The organism is Polymorphum gilvum SL003B-26A1, assembly GCF_000192745.1.
In the GTDB taxonomy this organism is placed as follows: domain Bacteria; phylum Pseudomonadota; class Alphaproteobacteria; order Rhizobiales; family Stappiaceae; genus Polymorphum; species Polymorphum gilvum.
This window is the reverse complement of sequence record NC_015259.1, coordinates 473268-490000: the sequence shown is the minus strand read 5'-3', so window position 1 is coordinate 490000 and position 16733 is coordinate 473268. Positions and strand designations below refer to the sequence as shown.

The 16733-nt window shown below is 68.8% G+C and carries 13 protein-coding genes (1 of these 13 only partly in view); 4 read left to right on the top strand and 9 right to left on the bottom strand.

Annotation, left to right across the window (positions count from 1 at the left end; genetic code table 11):
* Positions 1-864 carry the 3' end of a M23 family metallopeptidase gene (locus tag SL003B_RS02400; protein WP_013651239.1) on the top strand. It extends 1095 nt beyond the left edge of the window, so the window shows 864 of its 1959 coding nt (coding positions 1096-1959); the start codon falls outside the window, past its left edge; it ends in the stop codon at positions 862-864.
* Positions 865-1155: 291 nt separating this feature from the next.
* Here SL003B_RS02400 and clpB read toward each other — a convergent pair whose 3' ends face one another.
* The 6 genes from clpB to SL003B_RS02370 form a co-directional block, all read right to left on the bottom strand.
* The gene (gene clpB, locus SL003B_RS02395; protein ID WP_013651238.1) at positions 1156-3753 is read right to left on the bottom strand and encodes an ATP-dependent chaperone ClpB; all 2598 of its coding nucleotides are present in this window, start codon (positions 3751-3753) and stop codon (positions 1156-1158) included.
* 492 nt (positions 3754-4245) lie between these two features.
* Complete coding sequence (locus SL003B_RS22195) at positions 4246-5052, bottom strand: DUF4167 domain-containing protein (RefSeq protein ID WP_085997567.1); 807 nt, start codon at positions 5050-5052, stop codon at positions 4246-4248.
* Positions 5053-5468: 416 nt separating this feature from the next.
* Positions 5469-6314 carry a peptide chain release factor N(5)-glutamine methyltransferase gene (gene prmC, locus SL003B_RS02385; protein ID WP_013651235.1) on the bottom strand — a complete coding sequence of 282 codons (846 nt, stop codon included), beginning with the start codon at positions 6312-6314 and terminating at the stop codon, positions 5469-5471.
* Between the two features lies 1 nt (position 6315).
* Positions 6316-7389 carry a peptide chain release factor 1 gene (prfA, locus tag SL003B_RS02380; protein ID WP_013651234.1) on the bottom strand — a complete coding sequence of 358 codons (1074 nt, stop codon included), beginning with the start codon at positions 7387-7389 and terminating at the stop codon, positions 6316-6318.
* A gap of 53 nt (positions 7390-7442) precedes the next feature.
* Complete coding sequence (gene ptsP / locus SL003B_RS02375) at positions 7443-9710, bottom strand: phosphoenolpyruvate--protein phosphotransferase (protein ID WP_013651233.1); 2268 nt, start codon at positions 9708-9710, stop codon at positions 7443-7445.
* Between the two features lie 77 nt (positions 9711-9787).
* Entirely contained in the window at positions 9788-11038 is a 1251-nt protein-coding gene (locus SL003B_RS02370; RefSeq protein ID WP_013651232.1) for an aspartate kinase, read from the bottom strand.
* A gap of 168 nt (positions 11039-11206) precedes the next feature.
* On the opposite strand from SL003B_RS02370, the gene ubiG reads away from it, so the two are divergent.
* Together ubiG and SL003B_RS02360 are read left to right on the top strand one after the other, a co-directional pair.
* On the top strand, positions 11207-11965 hold the full coding sequence (ubiG, locus tag SL003B_RS02365) for a bifunctional 2-polyprenyl-6-hydroxyphenol methylase/3-demethylubiquinol 3-O-methyltransferase UbiG (RefSeq protein WP_013651231.1): 759 nt from the start codon (positions 11207-11209) through the stop codon (positions 11963-11965).
* 11 nt (positions 11966-11976) lie between these two features.
* Positions 11977-12666 (top strand): alpha/beta fold hydrolase, encoded by a 690-nt coding sequence (locus SL003B_RS02360; protein WP_013651230.1) that lies wholly within the window; start codon positions 11977-11979, stop codon positions 12664-12666.
* Positions 12667-12757: 91 nt separating this feature from the next.
* Here SL003B_RS02360 and SL003B_RS02355 read toward each other — a convergent pair whose 3' ends face one another.
* On the bottom strand, positions 12758-14602 hold the full coding sequence (locus tag SL003B_RS02355; RefSeq protein WP_013651229.1) for a PHA/PHB synthase family protein: 1845 nt from the start codon (positions 14600-14602) through the stop codon (positions 12758-12760).
* A 219-nt stretch (positions 14603-14821) separates the two neighbouring features.
* On the opposite strand from SL003B_RS02355, the gene SL003B_RS02350 reads away from it, so the two are divergent.
* On the top strand, positions 14822-15337 hold the full coding sequence (locus SL003B_RS02350) for a hypothetical protein (RefSeq protein WP_013651228.1): 516 nt from the start codon (positions 14822-14824) through the stop codon (positions 15335-15337).
* Positions 15338-15425: 88 nt separating this feature from the next.
* Here the strand turns inward: SL003B_RS02350 and SL003B_RS02345 are convergent, their stop codons facing one another.
* The gene (locus SL003B_RS02345; protein ID WP_013651227.1) at positions 15426-15878 is read right to left on the bottom strand and encodes a DUF1178 family protein; all 453 of its coding nucleotides are present in this window, start codon (positions 15876-15878) and stop codon (positions 15426-15428) included.
* Positions 15875-16720 (bottom strand): carbon-nitrogen hydrolase family protein, encoded by an 846-nt coding sequence (locus tag SL003B_RS02340; RefSeq protein ID WP_013651226.1) that lies wholly within the window; start codon positions 16718-16720, stop codon positions 15875-15877. The genes SL003B_RS02345 and SL003B_RS02340 overlap by 4 nt, the downstream gene beginning before the upstream one ends.
* Positions 16721-16733 lie beyond the last annotated feature (13 nt).

Genomic DNA, 16733 nt, shown 5'->3' with positions numbered 1-16733 from the left:
CCGGCCAGCTTCCTGCCGGACGCCTTCGCAGAAGCCGACCGGATCTCCTACGGCGGACCGACCCCGGCGCTCTACGACAGCATCTACCAGACCGCGCTGGAGCAGGACGTGCCCGAGCCACTGATCGGCGAACTGGTGCGCGCCTTCTCCTACGACGTCGATTTCAACGCCCGCGTCCAGCCCGGCGATTCGCTGGAGGTCTTCTACGGCCTGGAGGGCGAGGACGCCCAGACGCCTGCCGAAATCCTCTATGCCGCGCTCAACACCGGTTCGGCGCAGCGCCGCTTCTACCGCTTCCGCACGCCGGACGACGGCGCCGTCGACTATTACGACGAAAACGGACGCAGCGCGAAGAAGTTCCTCATGCGCAAGCCGCTGTCGGGCGGTCGCTTCCGCTCCGGCTTCGGCATGCGCCGCCATCCCATCCACGGCTTCCAGAAGATGCACACGGGCGTCGACTGGTCCGCCACATCGGGCACGCCGATCATGGCGTCCGGCGCCGGCACGGTGATCCAGGCGAAATGGGTATCCGGCTACGGCCGCCGCGTCGAACTGCGCCACGCCAACGGCTATGTCACCACCTACAGCCACATGACCGGCTTCGCGCCCGGAATCGCCGAGGGCGTCAAGGTCAACCAGGGCCAGGTCATCGGCTATGTCGGCTCGACCGGCCTGTCTACCGGCCCGCACCTTCACTACGAGGTCAAGGTCAACGACCACTACGTCGACCCGATGCGCATCCGCCTGCCGCGCGGACGGGTGCTTGAGGGAGACATGCTGGTCGCCTTCGAGCGCGAACGCGACCGCATCGACGCCCTGCTCGACCGCGGCCTCAAGCCATCCCGCCTGGCCTCGGCGCGCTGACGACGCCGACCTTGAACGAAACCGGCCCGGCGCTTGCCGCGCCGGGCCGTCAGCTTGTTGCCAAAGACTGCATTCCCTTCCGATGTCATCCCGGGCGAGCCCCGCGAGGCCCGGGATCGGCGAGCCCAAGGCCCATTGCTTTCGACAGGGCGAGCACAGCGACACCCCGGCTCACCGGCCCCGCATCTGCGCTCCGCTGCGTGCGGGATGACGAAGGCGAGACGTGTCAGTGGCCTCACGGCCCGGCGCTTGCGGCTCCGGGCCGGTTGCCCTCGCAGCGGCTCGGGCGGCTCAGGCCGCCGCCGAGGCCGGCGTTTCGGTGGTGAACACCAGCCGGTCGACGCCGGCGGAGACAGTCACCCGCTGGCCGTCGACGATCTCCCCGCCGAGGATCTTCTCGGCCAGCGGGTCCTGCACTTCCTTCTGGATCACGCGCTTGAGCGGGCGCGCGCCATAGGCCGGATCGTAGCCCTTCTGCGACAGCCAGCCGATCGCGCCGTCGTCGAGCTGCAGCTCGATCTTGCGGTCGGCGAGCAGGGCCCGCAGCCGTTCCAGCTGGATCGCCACGATCGAGGCCATCTGGCTGCGCTGCAGACGGTGGAACAGCACGATCTCGTCGAGCCGGTTGAGGAATTCGGGTCGGAAATGCCCGCGCACCACTGCCATGACCTCGCCGCGCACCGCATCCGAGTCCTGCCCCTCCGGCTGGCTGGCCAGGTATTCGGCGCCGAGGTTCGAGGTCATGATGATCAGCGTGTTGCGGAAATCCACGGTACGGCCTTGGCCGTCGGTCAGCCGGCCGTCGTCGAGAACCTGCAGCAGCACGTTGAACACGTCCGGATGCGCCTTCTCGATCTCGTCGAACAGCACGACCTGGTAGGGTCGGCGCCGCACCGCCTCGGTCAGCGCGCCGCCCTCCTCGTAGCCGACGTAGCCCGGAGGCGCGCCGATCAGGCGGGCGACGGAGTGCTTCTCCATGAACTCCGACATGTCGATCCTGACCATCGCGGTGTCGTCGTCGAACAGGAAGGCGGCGAGCGCCTTGGTCAGTTCGGTCTTGCCGACGCCGGTCGGGCCGAGGAACATGAACGAGCCGATCGGCCGGTTCGGATCCTGCAGCCCGGCGCGCGCCCGGCGCACCGCGGTAGAGACGGCGTGGATCGCCTCCGCCTGACCGACGACCCGCCTGGCGAGATCGTCCTCCATGCGCAGCAGCTTCTCCCGCTCGCCCTCCAGCATCTTGTCGACCGGGATGCCGGTCCATTTCGACACCACCTGGGCGATGTGATTCGGCGTCACGGCCTCATCGAGCATGGCGCCCTTGTCGCCGCTCGCGACACCCTCGGCGAGCTTGCGCTCCAGCTCCGGGATGACGCCGTAGGCAAGTTCGCCGGCACGCGCGAGGTCGCCCTGGCGCTGCGCCTTCTCCAGGTCGATGCGCGCCTGGTCGAGCTGCTCCTTGAGCTTCTGCTCGGAACTCAGCTTCTCCTTCTCGCCCTGCCAGCGGCGGGTCAGCGCGTCCGACTCCTCCTCAAGCTCGGTCAGTTCCTTCTCCAGCTTGCCGAGCCGGTCCTGCGCCGCCGGATCGCTTTCCTTCTTCAGCGCCTCGCGCTCGATCTTGATCTGGATGATACGCCGGTCGAGCTCATCGAGCTCCTCGGGCTTCGAATCCACCTGCATGCGCAGCCGGCTGGCGGCCTCGTCGACCAGGTCGATCGCCTTGTCCGGCAGGAAGCGGTCGGTGATGTAGCGGTTGGACAGCGTCGCCGCCGACACGATCGCCGAATCGGTGATGCGCACGCCATGGTGCAGCTCGTATTTCTCCTTGATGCCGCGCAGGATCGAAATCGTGTCTTCCACCGTCGGCTCGTCGACGAACACCGGCTGGAACCGGCGGGCGAGCGCGGCGTCCTTTTCCACGTGCTTGCGGTATTCGTCGAGCGTGGTCGCGCCGACGCAATGCAGCTCGCCGCGGGCGAGCGCCGGCTTCAGGAGGTTGGAGGCGTCCATCGCGCCTTCCGCCTTGCCGGCGCCGACCAGCGTGTGCATCTCGTCGATGAACAGCACCACGCCGCCGGCGGCCGACTGCACCTCCGACAGGATCGCCTTCAGACGCTCTTCGAATTCGCCGCGGTACTTGGCACCGGCGATCAGCGCGCCCATGTCGAGGGCGAGCAGCTGCTTGTCCTTCAGCGATTCGGGCACGTCGCCGTTGACGATCCTGAGCGCCAGGCCCTCCGCGATGGCGGTCTTGCCGACGCCCGGCTCGCCGATCAGCACGGGATTGTTCTTGGTCCGGCGCGACAGCACCTGGATGGTGCGGCGGATCTCCTCGTCGCGGCCGATGACCGGGTCGAGCTTGCCGTCGCGCGCCGCCTGAGTCAGGTCGCGGGCGTATTTCTTCAGGGCGTCGTACTGGCTCTCGGCGCTCGCCGAATCGGCGGTGCGGCCCTTGCGCAGCGAATTGACCGCCTGGTTGAGTGCGGTCGGCGTCACACCGGCCCGGGCGAGCAGCTTGCCGGCGTCGCTGTCGCCGTCCATGGCCAGCGCCAGCAGCATGCGTTCGACGGTGACGAAGGAATCGCCAGCCTTTTCCGCCAGCTTCTCGACCTGGTCGAAGAAGCGCGCCATGGCCGGCGCCATGTAGAGCTGGCCGGAGCCGCCCGTCACCTTGGGCATCTTGTCGAGCACGCGCTCGACCTCGGCAAGCGCCTCGCGCGCCCGGCCTCCGGCGCGCTCGATCAAGCCGGCGGCAAGGCCTTCCGGATCGTCGAGCAAAACTTTGAGAACATGTTCGGGTGCGAACTGCTGATGCCCCCGACCGAGCGCATGGGTCTGCGCGGACTGAATGAAGCCGCGGGCACGTTCAGTGTATTTGTCGAAATTCATCCTCAACCTCCTTGGCGCCGGACCACCCGAAGCATGGCCAGCGTGTCGGATTGCGGACCCCAGAACCTGGGCATCCGAACGACCCTTTCGGATCGCCACTTCGATATAGTGTTGCAATCCGACAACAAAAGAGGGGCGGGCGGCAACTCCGGATTTTTCCTGACCGGAGATGGTTGCTCGAAGCTTGCCGCCACGAGCCGGCGGTCAAAGACGGGCGCTCCGCCGAAAACGAAAACGGCGCCCCGAGGGCGCCGCCAGACTGCGGACAAACCTCCAACGCGTCATCCCGCACGCCGCGAAGCGGAGATGTGGGATCGGTGAGCCGGGGCATCTCCGTTATTATCTTGATGAAATGGGATGGGCTTCAGGCTCTTCGATCCCGGCTCGCGCTGCACTTGGCCGGGACGACACCGGAGAGGCGGGTCGTCAAAAAGCTGACGGCGCCCCGAGGGGCGCCGCATGATGATGGCCTCGATCGAAGTGCAGTGGCACTCAGGCGTCGCCGGCAGCGACGGCTTCGGCATCGCCCTCCGCATCCTTGGCGCGGCGGGGTCGCGGCGTGCGGCGCGCGCGCGCCTTGGGTGCCTCGTCCCCTCCGTCGCCAGCCGGTGCATCTTCGTCCGGCCCGCCGCTGCCCTGGGCCTGCGTCTCGGGCGAACCGTCGCCAGTCCGGCGCATGCCGCGACCGCGCGTGCCGCGCAGGCGCCGACGCGGCTTGGTCTCGTCACCCTCGGACTGGTCGTCCACATCGGCCCCCGCGTGCTCGGCGACCTCCGCGACGGCATGACCGTTCAGGTTCCCGTTGAGGTCGATGCCCGGCATATGGTCGATGAACGGCTGCGGGGAATCCGTGGTGACGAGGTCCGCGTGTCGGGCGGGCCGCTCAAGGCGCTCCGGCCGCTCTGTCCTCTCCGGCCGTTCGGACCGTTCGGGCCGGTCACGGCGGTCCTGGCGCTCCGGTCGATCCGTCCGTTCCGACCGCTCAGGCCTGTCGGATCGCTCCGAGCGCTCCGGTGTCGCCAGTTCGAGGTCGTCCTCGTCCTGGCCGTTGTCGAAGCGCAGTCCCGGACTGCCCGCAGGCAGGTTGGGCTGGGCGGCCGCCACGATACGGTAATAGTGTTCGGCATGCTGGAAGTAGTTCTCAGACATGACCCGATCGCCGGAAGCCTGGGCATCGCGCGCAAGCTGCTGGTACTTCTCGGCGATATGCAGAGCCGTACCACGGATCTTCACGTCCGGACCGTTGGATTCATAGGCCCGGCTGAGCGGATTCGGTCCCTTGCGGCCCCGACTCCGCATACGCTGTTTGTTCTGATTTCCTGGTCTCATCCTGCCGTTTTCTCTTAAGGAACGGCGACCGACTCAACGCCGGCCAGTCATTGCGATAATCTATAACCGGCTGCCAAAGCAGCGCCAGACCCAACCGCTGGAAACACGGCCGCCATACCGCAAAACGCGATGCGAACCGCATCCGGCCGCTGTTGCGGTGGACGCATTCGCCATATTCTGCGACGGACCGATCTTCCGGATAGTCTGAAAGGCTACGATTTCCAAAACACGTCGTGATCGCTCGGCCTACCGCTCCCTAGAAGGCTGGACGCCAATTAGGCAAGCCCCGTTGGCCCCGATCACATCATTCCGGCTTCGGCGAGGTGAACCTAACCGGTTCCGGGCGGATTTCCAAGCGTTTTTTCGGCTTGTGCGAAAAACCCCGCTCACCTCGCCCGGCAGCCGCTGACCACGCGCGGCCTGCCGGCGAGATCGCGAATGATTTCAACGTCGAAAAAGCCGTTTTCGGCCATCAGCTCCGCGACCTCAGCGCCTTGATCGGCGCCGATCTCGACAGCCAGCCGCCCGCCCGGGCGCAGGCTGTGCCGCGCTGCGGGAACGATCGCCCGATAGGCGTCGAGACCGTCCGCGCCGCCGTCGAGCGCGCGGCGCGGGTCGTGCTCGCGCACCTCGCGAGCGAGCCGGTCGACCTCGGCGCTGGCGATGTAGGGCGGATTGCTGACGATCCAGTCGAAGCCCGCGCCGAGCGGCGCGCCGTAGCTGCCCTGCACGAACAGCATGCGGCCGTCGACGCCGTGACGAAGCGCGTTCGCCCGCGCCGTCGCCAGCGCCTCAAGGGAGATGTCGGTCGCCACCGCGCACGCCTCGGGCAGCGCCGTCAGCACGGCGATGGCGATCGCGCCGCTGCCCGTGCCGATGTCCGCCAGGACTGGCGCCGCCTCACCGCCCGCGCGTGCCAGAACCGCCTCGACCAGGGTTTCGGTGTCCGGTCTGGGCTCCAGCGTCGCCGGCGACAGGGAAAGCTCCAGGCCCCAGAATTCGCGCCGGCCGAGGATGCGGCCGACCGGCGTGCCGCCGCAGCGGGCCGCCACATGGGCGCGCGCCAGCGCCTCGCGGGCCGGGTCGACCTCGGCGTCTTCGCGCAGGACGATGTCGCCCGGCGACAGGCCGGCAGCGTCCGCCGTGAGCATGCGCGCGTCGAGTTCGGGCGTGTCGACGCCGGCCCGGCGCAGCGCGTCGCGCAGCTCCCGATAGAGCGCGCCGAGCTTCACCTCACGCCTCTTCCGCGGCGAGCAAGCTCGCCTGGTGGTCCATGGTCAAGGCGTCGATGACCTCGTCGAGCGCCTCGCCGGAGATCACCTGGTCGAGCTTGTACAGCGTCAGGCCGATGCGGTGATCGGTGACCCGTCCCTGCGGGAAGTTGTAGGTGCGGATGCGCTCCGAGCGGTCGCCGGAGCCGACCTGCAGGCGGCGCGCCTCGGTGCGCTCGCTGGCCGCCTTCTCGCGCTCGGCGTCGTAGATCTTGGCGCGCAGCAGCTGCATCGCCTTGGCCTTGTTCTTGTGCTGCGAGCGTTCGTCCTGCACGGCGACGACGATGCCGGTCGGCAGGTGGGTGATGCGCACGGCCGAATCGGTGGTGTTGACGTGCTGGCCGCCGGCGCCCGAGGCGCGGTAGGTGTCGATCCGCAGATCCGAGTCGTGGACGTCGATGTCGACGTCCTCCGCCTGCGGCAGCACTGCGACCGTCGCCGCCGAGGTGTGGATGCGGCCACCCGACTCCGTCTCCGGCACGCGCTGGACCCGGTGCACGCCGGATTCGAACTTCAGCCGGGCAAACACGTTCTCGCCCGACACCGACGCGATCACCTCCTTGAAGCCGCCCATCTCGCCCTCGCTGGCCGACAGGATCTCCACCTTCCAGCCCTTCAGGTCGGCGTAGCGCTGGTACATGCGGAACAGATCGCCGGCGAATAGCGCCGCCTCGTCGCCGCCGGTGCCGGCGCGCACTTCCAGGATGGCGTCGTTGGTGTCGGCGGAATCCTTCGGCAACAGGCCGATGCGCACCTCCTGGGTCAGCGCCTCCACCCGCGCGGCCAGCGCCTCGCGCTCGGCCTCGGCGAGCTCGGCCATGTCCGGATCGCCGACCGAATCCTCCAGCAGCGCCTCGGCGTCGGCCAGTTCCGCCTCGGCCCTGCGCAGCGCGCGCACCCGGGCCACCAGCGGCTCCAGGTCGGAATATTCGCGCGACAGCCTGACGTAGGTCGCGGCGTCCGGATTCGACGACATGCGATGTTCGATCTCGGCGAACCGGGCCAGCAGCGTGTCGAGTTTTGCTTGCGCCAGCATGAGCGCATGTCTCCTTGCGGTCCGCCCCTGCGGCGGAACGGTGTCGTGAAAGGCTAGAGCGCGACGTCCTGCTCGGCGGCGAACTGGCGCAGGAAGGCGCGCACGTCTCGGTCCGGATGGCCCGGCTCCAGGCGCGGCAGCAGGCGCGCCGACAACCGGCCCGCGTCGAGGCTGCGCAGCATCGCCTTGACCGGCCCGAGCGAGGCCGGCGACATCGACAGGTCGCGGAAGCCGAGGCCGATCAGGGCCATGGCCTCCAGCGGCCGGCCGGCGATCTCGCCGCACAGCGTGACCGGGACATGGGCGCGGTTGGCCGCGTCGAGGATCAGCTTCAGCGCCCTCAGGAAGCCGACGCCGAGCGTGTCGAAGCGGTCGGCGACGCGGGTGTTGCCGCGGTCGACCGCGCAGAAGAACTGGAACAGGTCGTTCGAGCCGATCGAAATAAAGTCGACCTCCGTCATCAGCTCGTCGAGCTGGAACAGCAGCGAGGGGACTTCGACCATGACGCCGAGGCGGATCGTCTCGGGCACCGGATGGCCGTGCCGGCGCGAATGCTTCAGTTCGCGCTCGACCAGTTCGCGCGCCTTGATGAACTCCTCCACGTGGGAGACCATCGGGAACATGAGCTTCAGCTCCCGCCCGACCGCGGCGCGAAGCAGCGCGCGCACCTGGGTGCGCAGCAGGCCCGGCCGGTCGAGCCCCAGGCGCAGCGCGCGCCAGCCCATGGCCGGGTTCTCCTCCTGGATCGAGCGCAGGTAGGGCAGCACCTTGTCGCCACCGATGTCGAGCGAGCGGAAGGTCACCGGCCTGCCGCCGACCGCGTCCAGCACCTGGGCGTACTGGGACAACTGTTCGCTCATGCGCGGGAACGACGAGGCGACCATGAACTGCAGCTCGGTACGGAACAGGCCAACGCCTGCCGCGCCCGCCTCGGCGATATGCGGCAGGTCGACCAGCAGGCCGGCATTCATCAGCAGGCGGATCTCGACGCCGTCCTTGGTCACCGACGGTTTGTTGCGCAGGCGCCGGTACTGCGCCTGCCGGCGCGCCCGGAAGCGGACCTTCTCGCCGTAGGCCTGCTGCACGTCGGCAGCCGGGCGCAGATAGACTTCGCCGGCGTCGCCGTCGACGATGATGGCGTCGCCCGCGTCCGCCAGGCTGACGATGTCCTGCACCTGGCTGACAGTGGCGATGCCCAGCGCCCGCGCCACGATGGTGACGTGGCTGGTCGGCCCGCCTTCTTCCAGCACCAGGGCGCGGATGCGGTCTCGGCCGTAGTCGAGCAGTTCGGCCGCACCCATGGTGCGCGCGACGATGATGGCGTCCTGCGGCAGGTCCGAGGTCGTCGGTCCGTGCTGGCGGCCCATCAGCTCGCGGATCAGCCGGTGCGCCAGGTCGTCGAGGTCGTGCAGCCGCTCGCGCAGGTAGGGATCGGTCTGGCGCAGCATGCGCGCGCGCATGTCGCTCTGCACCTTCTCCACCGCCGCCTCGGCGGTGAGGCCGTTGCGGATCGCCTCCTCGATCTTGCGGATCCAGCCGCGGTCGTAGGCGAACATGCGGTAGGCTTCCAGCACGTCCCGGTGCTCGCCCATCTGCGCCACGTCGCCGCTCGACAGCAGGCCGTCGATCGACAGCCGCAGCCGGTTGATCGCCCCTTCCAGCCGCGTCTTCTCGTGGTCGCTGTCCTCGGCGATCAGATTGGTGACGACGACTCTCGGCTCGTGCAGCACGACGTGGCCGAGGCCGACGCCATCGGCCAGCCCCACGCCGTGGAAGCGGATCGGCCGCGACAGGTCGAGCGCGGTGCCGGGCTTGGCGATGGCTTCCAGCTCGCCGGCGGCGACCATCTCCGCGATCACCATAGCGGTGGTCTGCAGCGCCTCGACCTCGTCCTCGTAGTAGGTGCGGTGCGACTGGTTCTGCACGACCAGCACGCCGAGGGTGCGGCCGGCGCGCAGGATCGGCACGCCGAGGAACGAATTGTAGGCTTCCTCGCCGGTCTCCGGCAGGTAGGCGAAGGCGGGATGGGCGCGCGCGTTGGGCAGGTTCAGCGGCCGGGCCTCGGCCGCGATCAGGCCGACCAGACCCTGGCCGACCCGCAGCGAGGCCTGGTGCACGGCTTCCCGCTTGAGGCCTTCAGTGGCGTAGAGTTCGAGCACGCCGTCGGCGCGCAGGATGTACACCGAACACACTTCCGCGACCACGTTGGCCGCGATCAGAACCACGATCTTGTCGAGCCGTTCCTGCGCGTTGATCGGCTCCGCCATGACTTCGCGAAGCCGGCGGAGCAGCAGGCGCGGACCGGCCAGGTTGCTGCGCATCGTCAGCTCCGTTTCGCCCGGCGTGGAATCAGCCGGCGTCAGCCCTGTGCACCGGGAATCGCGCCGCCACGGTCAACCTATCCGTCCAGACCGTATAGCGAATGCAGAGTCCGGACCGCAAGTTCCGTGTACGCGGAATCGATCAGCACCGAAATCTTGATCTCGGAAGTGGTGATCGCCCGGATGTTGATGCCCTTCTCCGCCAGGCCGCGGAAGCACTGCGCCGCGACGCCCGCATGCGAGCGCATGCCGATGCCGATCACCGACACCTTGACGACGTCGCGCGCGCCTTCCAGCGCCGCGAAGCCGATCGCCTCGCGCCGGTCCTCGAGCACCTTGAGGGCTCGGTCGTATTCGGACTCCGGCACGGTGAAGGTGATGTCCGTCGTCTTGCCGTCCGGCGAGATGTTCTGGACGATCATGTCGACGTTGATGTTGGCGTCGGAGAGCGGGCCGAACACGGAAGCGGCGACGCCCGGCTTGTCGGCGACGTTGCGGATGGAAATCTGGGCCTCGTCCTTCGCGAAGGCGATGCCGGTCACGACTTGCTGTTCCACGAGTTCGTCCTCGTCGCAGATAAGGGTTCCGGGGGGAAGGCCATCCTTGCCCGTCTGGGGGGCGTCGGGATCGTCGAAGCTTGAACGCACGAAGGTCCGCACGCCGTGCACCATCGCCATCTCGACCGAGCGCACCTGCAGCACTTTCGCCCCGAGCGAGGCCATCTCGAGCATTTCCTCGAAGGCGATGCGGTCGAGCCGGCGCGCCTTCGGAACGATGCGCGGGTCGGTCGTGTAGACGCCGTCGACGTCGGTGTAGATGTCGCAGCGGTCGGCCTGGATCGCCGCCGCGATCGCCACCGCGCTGGTGTCGGAGCCGCCGCGGCCGAGCGTCGAGATGCGGTTGTCCGGCGCCAGGCCCTGGAAGCCGGCGACCACCGCCACCTGACCCTGCTTCAGGCGCTCGATCAGCACCGCGCCGTCAATCTCGCGGATGCGCGCCGCGCCGTGGCTCTCGTCGGTCCTGATCGGGATCTGCCAGCCCTGCCAGGAGCGGGCGTTGACGCCCATTTCCTGCAGCGCGATCGCCAGCAGGCCGGAGGTCACCTGCTCGCCGGAAGCGACGACCGCGTCATATTCGCGCGCATCGTGCAGCGGCGCCGCATCCCGGCAGTAGCCCACCAGCGTATTGGTCTGCCCGGCCATCGCCGACACGACGACGGCGACTTCGTGGCCGGCATCGACTTCCCGTTTGACGTGACGGGCGACATTGCGGATGCGATCAAGGTCTGCGACGGACGTGCCGCCGAATTTCATAACCAGTCGGGCCATCGTGGTCGTGGTCTTCGTGTCGGGGGCCATTGGGCGCGGGCGCGCCCGGGCGGATCGGGCGCCATCCATACAGCGACGGCGATCTTGCTGCAACCGGGTGCCTTGACAAAGTCGCCGCGAGCGAGAAGGTCACCCGGACGGCACGACCGGCAGAGGAAAGGACCGAGCATGACCGACCAGCACCAGACCGGCGGCACCGTGGACGAGCAGGAGGTCGCGCGCTTCTCCGCGATGGCGGCCGAGTGGTGGGACCCGACCGGCAAGTTCAAGCCGCTGCACAAGTTCAGCCCCGTCCGCCTCGGCTACATCAAGGAACAGGTCTGCGCCCGCTTCGGCCGCGATCCGAAAGCGCCGGACGCCTTCAAGGGCCTGCGCTTCCTCGATATCGGCTGCGGCGGCGGACTGTTGTGCGAACCCATGGCCCGCCTCGGCGCCGAGGTGGTCGGCGCCGATCCCTCGACCGTCAACATCGAGGTCGCCCGCCTGCACGCCGCCCAGTCCGGCCTTGCGATCGACTACCGGGCCGAGACCGCCGAACGGCTCGCAGCCGCCGGCGAGACCTTCGACGTCGTGCTCAACATGGAGGTGGTCGAGCATGTCGCCGACGTGCCGCTGTTCCTCTCCGAGGTCGCGCGCATGGTCCGCCCGGGCGGACTGATGGTCGTCGCCACCATCAACCGCACGCTGAAGGCCTATGCGCTGGCGATCGTCGGCGCCGAATACGTTCTGCGCTGGCTGCCGAAGGGCACCCACTCCTACGACAGGCTGGTCCGTCCGGAAGAGATCGAGGGCCCGCTTGCGGCCGCCGGCCTGACCGTCGTCGACCGCACCGGCGTCACCTACAATCCGCTCCTGGACAGCTGGAGTCGCTCGCGCGACATGGACGTCAACTACATGCTGCTCGCCGAGCGGCCGAAAGCCGGTTGAGGCAACCGAGGATGGATCCGATCGTCTTCATTCCCGGCCTGCTGTGCACGGAAACGCTCTACGCACCGCAGATCGTCGCCTTCGCCGACCGGCCGCTGATGGTCGCCGATCACCGGCGCCACGACACCATCGCCGCGATCGCCGAAGACATCCTCGCGCAGGCGCCGCAGCGCTTCGCGCTCGTCGGCCTGTCGATGGGCGGCTACATCGCCATGGAGATCCTGCGCGTCGCGCCCGAACGGGTCGCGCGCCTCGCCCTGCTCGACACCAGCGCCCGCCCGGATGCGCCCGAGCAGGGCGAGCGCCGCCGCGTGCTGATGGACCTCGCCGACAAGGGCCGTTTCTCGAAGGTGCCGCACCTGCTCTATCCGGGCCTGGTCGACGCCGGCCGCGAGCATGACGAGGACCTGAAGGCTGTCGTAGTCGAGATGGCGATGGAAACCGGACCGGAGGCCTTCGTCCGCCAGCAGCGGGCGATCATGGCACGCGTCGACGCGCGACCGCGCCTCGGCGAGATCGGCTGCCCGACGCTGGTGCTGGTCGGCGCCGGCGACACGCTGACGCCGCCGCATCTGGCGCAGGAGATGCACGAGGCGATCCCGGCGAGCCGCATGGCGGTGATCCCCGGCTGCGGCCACCTGTCGACGCTGGAGGCGCCCGGCGCGGTGACCGCCGAGCTGACGGCCTGGCTCGGCGCCTGAGGAGGACTGCGACCGAAGGGATCCGGCGCCCTCAGGGTGACGGCACACGCGACGCGACCGGCCGGTCAGCCCATCCGGTCAGTCCATCCGGTCAGTCCATCAGCACGTAGCTGCCCGGCGCCGCCGCCAGAGCGGCGTAGCCCTTGTCCTCGCGACCCATCGGGGGCGGCGGCACCGGCGCGCCGGAATGCCGATCGAGCCAGTCGGTCCAGGCCTCCCACCACGAGCCCTCGCTGTAGGTCGCCTTCTCCAGCCAGGTGTCGGCATCGATGAAGCCGTCGTGTTCCGGGCTGGTCATGATCCGGTAGTGGCGGTTCTTGTGCCCCGGCTCGCTGACGATGCCGGCATTGTGTCCGCCCGCCGTCAGCACGAAGGTGACCTCGCTGTCGGCGAGGTGGGTGATCTTGAACACCGAGCGCCACGGCGCGACGTGGTCGTGCTCCGTGCCGACGGCGAAGAACGGCGCCTGGATGTCCTCCACCGACACCGCGACGCCGTCGACCTTGTAGCGGCCCTCGGCGAAGTCGTTGTGCAGGAACAGCTGGCGCAGGTATTCCGAATGCATCTTGTAGGGCATGCGCGTGCCGTCGGCGTTCCAGGCCATCAGGTCGTACATCGGCGCGCGCTCGCCGAGCATGTATTCGCGCACCATGCGCGACCAGATCAGGTCCTTCGAGCGCAGCAGCTGGAACGCGCCCGCCATCTGGCGTGTGTCCAGGAAGCCCTGCTCCCACATCATGTCCTCCAGGAACGACACCTCGCTCTCGTCGATGAACAGCGTCAGTTCGCCGGCCTCGGTGAAGTCGGTCTGGGCGGCGAACAGCGACAGGCTGGCCAGCCGGCGGTCGCCCCGGTGCATCAGGCCGGCGGCGGCGATCGACAGCAGCGTGCCGCCGAGGCAGTAGCCCGTCGCATGCGCCCTCTTCGCGCCAGTGATCGCGAGTGCGGCGTCCAGCGCCGCCTCGACGCCGAGCTTGCGGTAGTCGTCCATGCCGAGGTCGCGCTCCTGCGGTCCCGGATTGCGCCAGGAGATCATGAACACCGTGTAGCCCTGGGCGACCAGGTGCCTGACCAGCGAATTGTGCGGCGACAGGTCGAGGATGTAGTATTTCATGATCCACGCCGGCACGATCAGCACCGGCTCGGGGCGCACGCCCGGCGTGGTCGGCTCGTACTGGATCAGTTCGATCAGCCGGTTGCGGTAGACCACCTTGCCCGGCGTGACCGCAACCGCCTCGCCGGGGCGGAACTTCTCGGCGCCGACCGGCGGATGGCTGCCGCTCTGGCGCTCGACGTCCTCCAGGAAATTGTAGAACCCGCGCACGAAGTTGAGCCCGCCCTCGCGCAGGCTCGCCTCGATCACTTCCGGGTTGGTCCAGGGGAAGTTCGACGGCGACACGACGTCGAGCAGCTGGCGCGTGGTGAAGTCGATGACCCGCTCGTGATGCGCGGTCACGCCGCGCACGCCGGTCATCGCGTTGTACCACCACTGCTGGGTCAGCAGGAAACCCTGCGACAGCACGTTGAACGGATAGCGCCGCCAGCCCGGATGGTCGAAGCGCCGGTCCTGCGGCAGCGGCTCGATGCAGGGCTCGCCGTCGCCGGCGGTCATCGCGCAGGTGGCCATGAAGCGCGAGAAGCGCAGCAGCTTGCGCATCGCCTTTTCCGCCAGCCGCGCCTGCTTGCCCGGCAGCATGGCAAGGTGCAGCAGCCAGTCGATATAGGCCTCGGCCAACGCGGTCGGCGACACGCCGGAGGTCGTGCGCGCCACCGCGGCGCGGGTCGCCCGGTCGAGGACCTCGGCGAAGGCCGTCACCGAATGGCTGTCGCCGGAGTGCTCGGGAAACAGGTGCCGGAACTCCGGCATGTGCTGGCCGGGCAGGAACGCCGCGAACGGATTGGCGAGGCTCGCAGGCGTCTCGGTCTTGTTGTCCATCGACGGACTCCTTTCGGGCTCGGCGGCGGCAGGAGGAGGTGCGCCCGTGCCGTCCGGCAGCCTTCGGCCAGGAATCGGGCTTTTCCATGAGCCAGATCAAATTCTGGCCACGAAACTAGTGCTAGTTTGTAAAATATGATTGACGCTTGGTTGCGCGCATCCGGCGCGCGGCGCTTGGAAGCGTGTGCATGTCCTCGATCCAATCAAGGGAGGTTTCACATGGCCGGAAACAGCAGCCGAACCGCCGCCGACCGCAACCCCTTCCAGAACATCCCGACCTGGCCGATGATGCCGCTGAACGAGTGGAACTGGGCCGAGCGCGGCGACCGCCTGGAGGAGCGCGCGTTCGAAAGCTTCGAACACATGCGCCGGGCGCTGATCGCCAACACGGGCAAGGCGCTCGAGGGCCAGATGGACTTCGTCACCCAGCGCCTGCATGCCGACTTCGAATGCGTCAAGGCGCTGTCGGACTGCCGCATGCCGGATCAGGCCTTCCACACCCTGCAGGGCTTCTTCCTGGACATGTGGCGCGACTACGAGGCACAGGCCCAGCGCAACATCGAGTTGCTGCACGCCAGCCTGACTGAGAACCTGCACTGCGCCGAGGAGATCACCGACACTGCGATCGAGACCGTCGCCGAGATCGAGCAGGCGGCCGAGGAGGAATTCCGGCCGGCAAAGCCGGCCCGCAAGGCCGCGCCCGGGGCGAAGGCCAAGGCCGCCAATCCGGCCTGACCCGGTTGCCGGTCGCCCCGGCGCAAGATCCGAGCCGGAAGAACGCGATCCGGGCCTGTGCCCGCCCGCGCCGGAAGCGGCGCCGGTCCTAGTTGCGGTCCTCGGGCAGAACGGGCAGCGGCAGGATGCCGATGCCCTCCTCCGCCAGCGCCCTCGCCTCGTCGAGCGGTGTCTCGCCGTAGATGCTGCGCCGGTCCGCCTCGCCATAGTGAATCTTGCGCGCTTCCTCGGCGAAGGCGGTGCCGACATAGTCGGCCTCGGTCAGGATCTGCGCACGCAGATCCTTCAGCCGCGCGACCAGGTCAGCGTGGCGGGCGTCCTCCGCAATCAGCGCCGCCGCCTCGCGCGCCGGCACCTCGGTCTCGGCGCGCCTACCCGCGGTCGCCACCGCCGGCGCCATCAGCGTCTTCTCCACCGCCCTCGAGCCGCACAGCGGACAACTCACCAGCCCGCGCCCGAGCTGGGTCTCGCAATCCTGCGAATTGCGGAACCAGGCCTCGAACCCGTGCGCCTTGTCGCACTGGAGCGCGTAGCGGATCACGGCAGCGCCTCCTCCGCCCGGGCCAGCACGAAATCACGCTCGTTGGCAATCGCCGGGATGCGCTGGCGCGCCGCCGCCGCTTCCTCCGGCCGGATCTCGGCCAGGGCGATGCCCGGCTCGTCGTGGTCGGCCTCGGCCAGCACCTCCCCCCAGGGACCGACGATCAGGCTGTGGCCGTAGGTCTCGCGTCCGTCCTCGTGCCGGCCGCCCTGGGCCGCCGAGACGACGAAGGCGCCGTTCTCAATCGCCCGCGAGCGCTGCAGCACATGCCAGTGCGCCTGGCCGGTCTGGCGCGTGAACGCCGCGGGCATGGTCAGCATCTGCGCGCCCTGGCGCGCCTGGCTGCGGAAGATCGCCGGGAACCGCACGTCGTAGCACACCGCCAGGCCCATTCTGAGCCACGGCAGGTCGGCGACGACGCTCTGCGTGCCCGGGCGGTAGGTCGCCGATTCGCGCCAGCTCTCGCCGTTGGGCAGGTCGACGTCGAACATGTGGATCTTGTCGTAGCGCGCGCGCACGCCGCCATCCGGCGCGATCAGGAACGCCCGGTTGGCGACCTGCTCGCCGTCGAGGCGGATCGCCAGCGAGCCGGCGTGCAGCCAGATGCCGAGGTCCTGCGCCAGGGCGCGGAAGCGCGCCAGCGTCGGGTCGCCCGCCTCGTCGGTGATCTTGGCGAACAGGTCCGCCCGCGTCCGCTCCAGGATGTTGGTCATCTCGGGCGTCTGGACGTAGTGCGCACCCTTAGCGGCCGCCTCGCGGATCAGGCCCTCGGCCTGGGCGATGTTGTCGGCGACGCTGCGTCCCGAGCGCATCTGGATGCAGGCGGCGGTGAAGGCGGTCATGTCCGTTTCCCCG

Excerpts from the sequence above, each read along its gene's own strand:
- ubiG (WP_013651231.1), top strand. The coding sequence starts at position 11,207 with ATGACCGACCAGCACCAGACCGGCGGCACCGTGGACGAGCAGGAGGTC.
- SL003B_RS02370 (WP_013651232.1), bottom strand. The coding sequence starts at position 11,038 with ATGGCCCGACTGGTTATGAAATTCGGCGGCACGTCCGTCGCAGACCTT.
- SL003B_RS02340 (WP_013651226.1), bottom strand. The coding sequence starts at position 16,720 with ATGACCGCCTTCACCGCCGCCTGCATCCAGATGCGCTCGGGACGCAGC.
- SL003B_RS02360 (WP_013651230.1), top strand. The coding sequence starts at position 11,977 with ATGGATCCGATCGTCTTCATTCCCGGCCTGCTGTGCACGGAAACGCTC.
- SL003B_RS02355 (WP_013651229.1), bottom strand. The coding sequence starts at position 14,602 with ATGGACAACAAGACCGAGACGCCTGCGAGCCTCGCCAATCCGTTCGCG.
- SL003B_RS22195 (WP_085997567.1), bottom strand. The coding sequence starts at position 5,052 with ATGCGGAGTCGGGGCCGCAAGGGACCGAATCCGCTCAGCCGGGCCTAT.
- prfA (WP_013651234.1), bottom strand. The coding sequence starts at position 7,389 with ATGCTGGCGCAAGCAAAACTCGACACGCTGCTGGCCCGGTTCGCCGAG.
- SL003B_RS02350 (WP_013651228.1), top strand. The coding sequence starts at position 14,822 with ATGGCCGGAAACAGCAGCCGAACCGCCGCCGACCGCAACCCCTTCCAG.
- clpB (WP_013651238.1), bottom strand. The coding sequence starts at position 3,753 with ATGAATTTCGACAAATACACTGAACGTGCCCGCGGCTTCATTCAGTCC.
- ptsP (WP_013651233.1), bottom strand. The coding sequence starts at position 9,710 with ATGCGCAGCAACCTGGCCGGTCCGCGCCTGCTGCTCCGCCGGCTTCGC.